Annotated in this window: 8 protein-coding genes; all 8 read right to left on the bottom strand. The window is 65.3% G+C overall.

The window, feature by feature from the left end; translation table 11 throughout:
- Window positions 1-175: 175 nt before the first annotated feature.
- The 8 genes from A5736_RS13685 to prfB all read right to left on the bottom strand — a co-directional run bounded on the left by A5736_RS13685 (window position 176) and on the right by prfB (window position 6,613).
- Window positions 176-1,021 (bottom strand): maleylpyruvate isomerase family mycothiol-dependent enzyme, encoded by an 846-nt coding sequence (locus A5736_RS13685; protein ID WP_076246782.1) that lies wholly within the window; start codon window positions 1,019-1,021, stop codon window positions 176-178.
- Between the two features lie 25 nt (window positions 1,022-1,046).
- Entirely contained in the window at window positions 1,047-1,796 is a 750-nt protein-coding gene (locus tag A5736_RS13680) for an EamA family transporter (RefSeq protein WP_175611265.1), read from the bottom strand.
- A 92-nt stretch (window positions 1,797-1,888) separates the two neighbouring features.
- Window positions 1,889-2,398 (bottom strand): SsrA-binding protein SmpB, encoded by a 510-nt coding sequence (gene smpB / locus A5736_RS13675; protein ID WP_076060733.1) that lies wholly within the window; start codon window positions 2,396-2,398, stop codon window positions 1,889-1,891.
- Window positions 2,399-2,403: 5 nt separating this feature from the next.
- On the bottom strand, window positions 2,404-3,297 hold the full coding sequence (gene ftsX / locus A5736_RS13670) for a permease-like cell division protein FtsX (protein ID WP_076246779.1): 894 nt from the start codon (window positions 3,295-3,297) through the stop codon (window positions 2,404-2,406).
- The gene (ftsE, locus tag A5736_RS13665; protein WP_076246777.1) at window positions 3,298-3,987 is read right to left on the bottom strand and encodes a cell division ATP-binding protein FtsE; all 690 of its coding nucleotides are present in this window, start codon (window positions 3,985-3,987) and stop codon (window positions 3,298-3,300) included. It lies immediately after the preceding gene.
- Window positions 3,988-4,030: 43 nt separating this feature from the next.
- The gene (locus A5736_RS13660) at window positions 4,031-4,510 is read right to left on the bottom strand and encodes a hypothetical protein (protein WP_076246775.1); all 480 of its coding nucleotides are present in this window, start codon (window positions 4,508-4,510) and stop codon (window positions 4,031-4,033) included.
- Window positions 4,507-5,511 carry a mechanosensitive ion channel family protein gene (locus A5736_RS13655; RefSeq protein ID WP_139333302.1) on the bottom strand — a complete coding sequence of 335 codons (1,005 nt, stop codon included), beginning with the start codon at window positions 5,509-5,511 and terminating at the stop codon, window positions 4,507-4,509. Before A5736_RS13655 ends, A5736_RS13660 begins: the two co-directional genes overlap by 4 nt.
- The gene (gene prfB / locus A5736_RS13650) at window positions 5,501-6,613 is read right to left on the bottom strand and encodes a peptide chain release factor 2 (RefSeq protein ID WP_076246772.1); all 1,113 of its coding nucleotides are present in this window, start codon (window positions 6,611-6,613) and stop codon (window positions 5,501-5,503) included. Before prfB ends, A5736_RS13655 begins: the two co-directional genes overlap by 11 nt.
- Window positions 6,614-6,660: the final 47 nt, after the last annotated feature.

Below are 6,660 nucleotides of genomic sequence, written 5' to 3'. Positions count from 1 at the left end.
CGGTGGTCTCTTGCCTGCACCGGCACGCTTCCCTTGATTCGATGCGCGAAGTCGAAACCGTTCAGCCCCTTGTCTATGCGTTCTTCGCTCATCCCCGCCGACTTTCGGCAGGACAATCCATGGTACGCCGTGTTCAACCAGCGGCAACGGAATTATCTTCCGGTCCAGGCTGCGGTCAGATCACGAAGTTCAGGTGCTCGACGACCTGGGTGGCCACCTCTTTGTCGCCGTCGAGTTCGATGTCCTGGCTGCGGGCGGGGCTCATCGGGCGCCCGCCGGAAAGCCTGGTGAACTGCAGCCCGTCCATCCGGATCGTCGCCGTCGGTTCCTGGCCGCCGAAATCGTCGACCAGCTGAGCCCGGCCCTCCACGCTGACGTGGATGGTGCGGGCCACCGGACCGGTCAGCTCGAACACAATGCGGGAACCTTCGGGCGCTTTGGCGAGCTTGCCCACCACGTATCCCATGGTCGCCGCGACCTCGTCGAGGGAAAGCTGCGACGCCGGGCCGTCGAGCTCGTCGTCGGACGACGGCCGCGACAGCGCCTCGCGCATGTCCTGCTCGTGCATCCAGCAGTCGAACACCCGCACCCGCATGAACCGCCCGTAACTCTCGGGGCCTACCGGCGTCGCGGTGACCGCGTTCCACTCCTCGTCGGACAGGCTGGTCAGCGCCTTGCGCCGATTGTTAGTGATGTCCCTGAACCGGGCCAGCACCTCCCCGCCCGGTTCACCGCTGAGATGGCGCACCCAGCACTCGTTCATCACGCCGATGTCGTTGCGCACGTGGTCGAGGGCGGACACGTCGACGTCGGGTTGCGGCGGTGCGATGCCCGCCAGGAATGACTCGGTGCCGATGATGTGCGACGCCAGGGCCTTGACGTCCCATCCGGGCAGCGGACTGGCCGCCTGCCACTCCGTCTCGGCGATCCCGTCCAGCAGCGTGTCGATGTCGTCCCACACGGCAAAGAGCCCGGGCAGGACGTCAGATTTATCGAGTTCGGTGACGGGACGAGTGGCCATGGACGGATCCTAAGCCGATCGGTGCCTAGCTTGCGGCGATCATCGCCACCGAGCCCATGGCCAACACCATGCCGACCCCCTGGCAGCGGCTCAGCCGCTCGCGCAGCACCACCATGGCCAGCACGACCGTCGCCGCCGGGTATAGCGAGATCAGGATGCTGGCCAACGACAGCAGCCAGGTGTGCAGCGCGAGCAGCATCGTGATGTTGGCGCAGATGTCCAGCAGGGCGACACCCAGGGCCAGCTTCAGCGGCTGCCCGCCCGGCAGTCGCAGATTCCTGCTGGCCGCGGCCATGGCGAACACCACCGCGGTAGCCGACACCCGGGCGAACAACAGTGGCCAGAGCTTCGAATCCTGGGGCGCCTGATGGAGGAAAACCAGGTTCAGCCCCATCGCCGATCCCGCGAGGAGCGTGAGCCAGCCCACCTTGGGTGTGAACCGATACGGTGTGACGCCCTCTACACTGGCCTCGCGGCTGACCAGTAAGACCGCGACCAGGGCCAGCACCACGCCCAGCGAAGCCGCCTGGCCGGGCCGCTCCCCCAGCGCCACACCGACCGCCACGGGCACTGCGGCATTGAGCACGGCCGCCAGCGGTGAGACCACCGAGATCGGCCCGGCCGCCAGCGCGGCGAACAATGCCCACACGCCGAACGCCATGCCGATGCCGTACAGACAGCCCCACACGACCGCGCCCGTCTGGATTGGTCCGCCCACGGCGACGGCCAGCGCGGCGGTCAACACTGTCTCGATCGGGTAGGCCACGAGCATCACTCGCAGCGCGGCCACCCGTCGAGCGGCTACTCCGCCCACGAAATCGCTGACGCCGTAGGTAACGGCCGACAGCTGGGCGTAAGCCGCCCCGATCAGTTGATGCCCTTGGCTCGCCGGCCCAGCTCGCGATGCACTTCACGTTGCGCATCGCGGCGGGCCAAATCCTGGCGCTTGTCGTACGCTCGCTTGCCGCGGGCAAGCGCGAGCTCGACCTTGACCTTTCCTTCGGAGAAATACAGAGACACCGGCACGAGGGCGAGGTTACCATCACGTATCTTGCCGACCAGCCTGTCGATTTGTTGCCTATGTAACAACAACTTTCGATTGCGGCGTGGGTCATGGTTGGTCCAGCTACCATGCTCGTACTCGGGAATGTGCAAGTTGCGCAACCACACTTCGCCGTCGTCGACGGTTGCGAACGCATCGGCCAGCGACGCGTGGCCCTCCCGAAGGCTCTTCACCTCGGTGCCCTGCAAAGCAACTCCGGCCTCGAAAAGTTCGATGATCGAATAGTTGTGTCGCGCTTTGCGATTGGTGGCCACAATCTGTTTGCTGCCACGCTTGCCGCCCGCGGCCTTGTCCCGGCCGGAGTTATTGGCCACAGCTACTACCGCCGCACGTAGAGACGCAACGTCGCGTAGGCGGTCAGGCCGGCCATCGACACGCCGAGCAAAAACAGAATCGGCGAGATGTAAAGGATGTCGGCGTAGTCGACCCGTGCGATCAAATTGGCTTGGTAGAACTGATTTAGCGCGTTGTCGAGGAAGAACGCACGCACCACGATCAAGCCGAGGATCGCGATGCCCACACCGACAGCCGCGGCGACCATCGCCTCCACCAAGAAGGGCAGCTGGGTATACCAGCGGCTGGCGCCGACAAGTCGCATGATCCCGATCTCGGTGCGCCGGGTATACGCCGCCACCTGAACCATGTTGGCAATCAACAGAATCGCGCCGACGGCCTGCACCAGGGCGACGGCGAACGCGGCGTTGCTCAAGCCGTCGAGGACCGCGAACAGCCGGTCGATCAGATCTTTCTGGTTGAGCACCGAAAGCACGCCGGGCTGGCCCTGCATCGCGGTGTCAAAGTCCTTGTGCTGCTCGGGGTTTTCCAGCTTGACGATGAACGACGCTGGGAAGGAATCCTTTCCCGCAACGTCCTTGTACTGCGGGAACTTCCGGATGGCGTCGTCGTAGGCGTCCTGGCGATTGAGGAACCGCACTGATTTGACGTCCTGGCGCTTCTCGATCGTCTCCCGCAGCGCCTTGCACGGGTTGGTCCCGCAGCCCGGGTCGTTGGCGGAGACGTCTTCGGTGAGGAAGACCTGCGTTTCGACTCGGTCGAGGTAGATGGCGCGCGAGTGGTCGGCCAGCAGGACGACCAAGAGCCCGCCGCCGAACAGGCCGATCGAGATCGCGGTCGTCAGAATCATCGCAACCGTCATGGTGACATTGCGACGAAGGCCGGTGATGACTTCGTTGAGCAGGAAACCGAAGCGCACTTAGCGATCCATTCCGTAGATACCGCGCTGTTCGTCGCGGACCAGCCGGCCCAATGACAGCTCGACGACGCGCTGCCGCATCGAGTCGACGATGTGGTGGTCGTGCGTCGCCATCAGCACCGTCGTGCCGGTGCGGTTGATCCGCTCCAACAAATCCATGATGTCCTTGCTGGTGTCGGGGTCGAGGTTGCCGGTCGGCTCGTCGGCCAGCAGGACCAGCGGCCGGTTGACGAACGCGCGGGCAATCGCGACGCGTTGCTGCTCGCCACCGGACAATTCGTGCGGCAGCCGGTTGGCCTTGCCGGACAGCCCGACCGTCTCGAGCACGTCGGGCACCACCCGATTGATCGCATCCCTGCGTTTGCCGATGACTTCGAGCGCGAAAGCAACGTTTTCGAACACCGTCTTTTGCTGAAGCAGCCGGAAGTCCTGGAACACGCAGCCGAGCACCTGGCGCAGCTTCGGCACGTGCCGGCCCGGCATCTTGTTGACGTGGAACTTCGAGACCCGGATGTCGCCGCTGTTCGGCGTCTCCTCGGCCAGCAGTAACCGCATGAACGTCGATTTGCCCGAACCCGACGGGCCGATCAGGAAGACGAATTCACCCTTGTCGATTTTGACGTTGATGTCGTCCAACGCCGGGCGGGCCGACGCTTTGTACTTCTTGCTGACATGGTCCAGGGTGATCATCACGGCACGCCAGTGTAGCGGTGAATTTCGCTGGCCCGGACGATCAGCTGGCCGGTGGCGCGGATGTCGGCACCGGACCGGGTCCCGGCTGGGGTTGCTGCGGCGCCGGCGACGGGCTCGTACTCGGCGGGCAGAAGGGCGGCGGCAGCAAACACGGCGGAGTCGGCAGCACGAACGGCGGCGTCGTCGTCGTGGTGACCGGCGGCGGCGGTGGCGGGGGCGGCGGCGTGGACGTGGTCGGTGTCGGCGTGACGGTCACGGTGGGCGCCGGCTGCTGCACCCTGCTGCGCGGCACCCAGGTGTAGTTCGGGTCCGGCACGAATCCGGGCGGCACCACCTGCGGCGCCGCGGGCTTGGGGGGCGGTTCCGGACGATAGGTGTCATAGACCCACCACACCGCCAGGAACGCCACGATCAACACCACGGTCGAGGTGCGGACCCGCCCGCCGAACAGGTGGCTCAGCGGCCGGCGCTGTTGGGCCTCGTCGTCGCCCTTCTCGAAAATATTCAGGGTCAGCTTCACCGCTGATGCACCCGGCCCTGGGTCTGTTCTCCGGCTTTGTCGGCTTGTTCGCCGTCGGCCGCACCCGCCTCCGCGGCGGGGACACCCGCATCGTCGACGACGCCGACGGTCGCGTCGGCCGCGGTCACGATTCCGGCGCGGGCAAGCGCCCGGATGACCAGCACACGCAGCTGGCGGCCTACCTCGAACTGCTTGCCGGGCAGCGTGCGGGCCACCACACGCAGGGTGACCGTGTCGACGGCGATGCTCTCGACCCCCATCACGGTCGGAGCGTCTAACAGCAATTCCCCCAATACCGGGTTGTCGAGCGCCCGCTCGCATTCCTGGTGCAGGACCTCATTGACCCGGTTGAGGTCGGCGCTGGTCGACACCGGGATGTCCACCACCGCGCGTGCCCAGTCCTTGGACAGGTTCGTCGCCTTGACGATCTGGCCGTTGGGAATGGTCAACACCTCACCGTCCGGTGAGCGCAGCCGCGTCACCCGCAAGGTCACGTTCTCGACGGTGCCGCTGGCTTCCGTCGCGGAAACGATGGTGAGGGTGACCAGGTCACCGAAGCCGTACTGCTTCTCGACGATGATGAAAAAGCCCGAGAGCAGGTCCTTGACGAGCTGCTGAGCACCGAAACCCAGGGCGGCACCCAACACGGTGGCCGGCGCTACCAGCCCGCCGAAGGAGAACTGCAGCACGCCACCGATTTGCATGATGACCCAGATCGCGATGACCACGATCGACACCCACTGGATCACCGACGCGACGGCCTGGCGGTGCTTGGTCGCCTCCGAGCGCACCAGCGCGTCGCTTTCGGTGAAGCCCACGTCGAGTTGCCGGGTCACCTGCTGTGCGATCCAGCTGACGAAGCGTGCCGCCAGCACCGCGGCGATCAGCAGCATGATGATGTGCAGGCCCCTGCCGAGGATCCATTCGCCGATCGCACCGCGCCAAAAGCCGTGCCAGCGATCCGCCATCGATGCAGCGAGAACAGTTGTGTTAGTCGTCATCTTTTCGGTTGCGCCACCGGATTCCCGCTTCCAGGAACCCGTCGATGTCTCCGTCCAGAACGGCCGCGGGATTGCCCACCTCGTACTCGGTTCGCAGATCCTTGACCATCTGATACGGGTGTAGTACGTAGGAGCGCATCTGGTTTCCCCAGGAACTGCCGCCTTCGCCTTTCAAGGCGTCCAGCTCGGCACGCTCTTCTGATCGCTTGCGCTCCAACAACTTTGCTTGGAGCACTCGCATTGCCGAAACTTTGTTCTGCAGTTGCGACTTTTCGTTCTGACAAGTTACGACGATACCCGTTGGGATGTGGGTTAAGCGAACCGCGGAGTCGGTGGTGTTCACCGACTGGCCGCCGGGCCCGCTGGAGCGGTAAACGTCCACTCGCACATCGCCTTCCGGAATGTCGATGTGATCGGTGGTTTCGACCACCGGAAGCACCTCGACTTCGGCGAAGGATGTCTGACGCCGGCTTTGGTTGTCGAACGGGCTGATTCGCACCAGTCGATGAGTGCCCTGTTCGACGGACAACGTGCCGTAGGCGAACGGCGCATGCACGGCGAACGTCGCGCTTTTGATCCCCGCTTCCTCGGCGTAGGAGGTGTCGAACACCTCGACCGAATACTTGTGCTGCTCGGCCCACCGGATATACATCCGCATCAGCATCTCGGCCCAGTCGGCGGCGTCCACCCCGCCGGCGCCGGAGCGAATGGTGACCAGTGCCTCGCGCTCGTCGTACTCACCCGAGAGCAGGGTGCGCACCTCGGCGGCTTCGATGTCGGCGCGCAGGGCCTTCAGCTCGGCATCGGCCTCGGTCAGCGCTTCGGCCGCGCCTTCACCCTCCTCGGCCGCCAGCTCGTACAGCACCGGCAGGTCGTCCAGGCGCTGCCGCAACTCCTCGATCCGGCGCAGCTCGCCCTGCGTGTGGGATAACTCACTCGTGACGCGCTGCGCGCGGGCCTGGTCGTCCCAGAGGTGCGGGTCGGACGCCTCGTGTTCGAGCATCTCGATGCGGCCGCGCAGACCGTCGACATCGAGCACCCGCTCCACCGTGGTCAGGGCGGAGTCAAGGGCGGCGATGTCGGCTTGACGGTCGGGTTCCACAGCCGCCCACGTTACCGGGGGCTTTGCGCTCGGCGAGTGCTCAGGTC

The sequence above is a fragment of the Mycobacterium sp. SP-6446 genome (assembly GCF_001954045.1).
Classification (GTDB): domain Bacteria; phylum Actinomycetota; class Actinomycetes; order Mycobacteriales; family Mycobacteriaceae; genus Mycobacterium.
Note: the sequence above shows the minus strand (reverse complement) of the source record. Positions and strands in the feature narration are given on the sequence as shown.

Bases quoted from the DNA above. Each gene is read 5' to 3' on its own strand.
- A5736_RS13655 (WP_139333302.1), bottom strand. From the start codon at position 5,511: ATGACGACTAACACAACTGTTCTCGCTGCATCGATGGCGGATCGCTGG.
- ftsE (WP_076246777.1), bottom strand. From the start codon at position 3,987: ATGATCACCCTGGACCATGTCAGCAAGAAGTACAAAGCGTCGGCCCGC.
- A5736_RS13685 (WP_076246782.1), bottom strand. From the start codon at position 1,021: ATGGCCACTCGTCCCGTCACCGAACTCGATAAATCTGACGTCCTGCCC.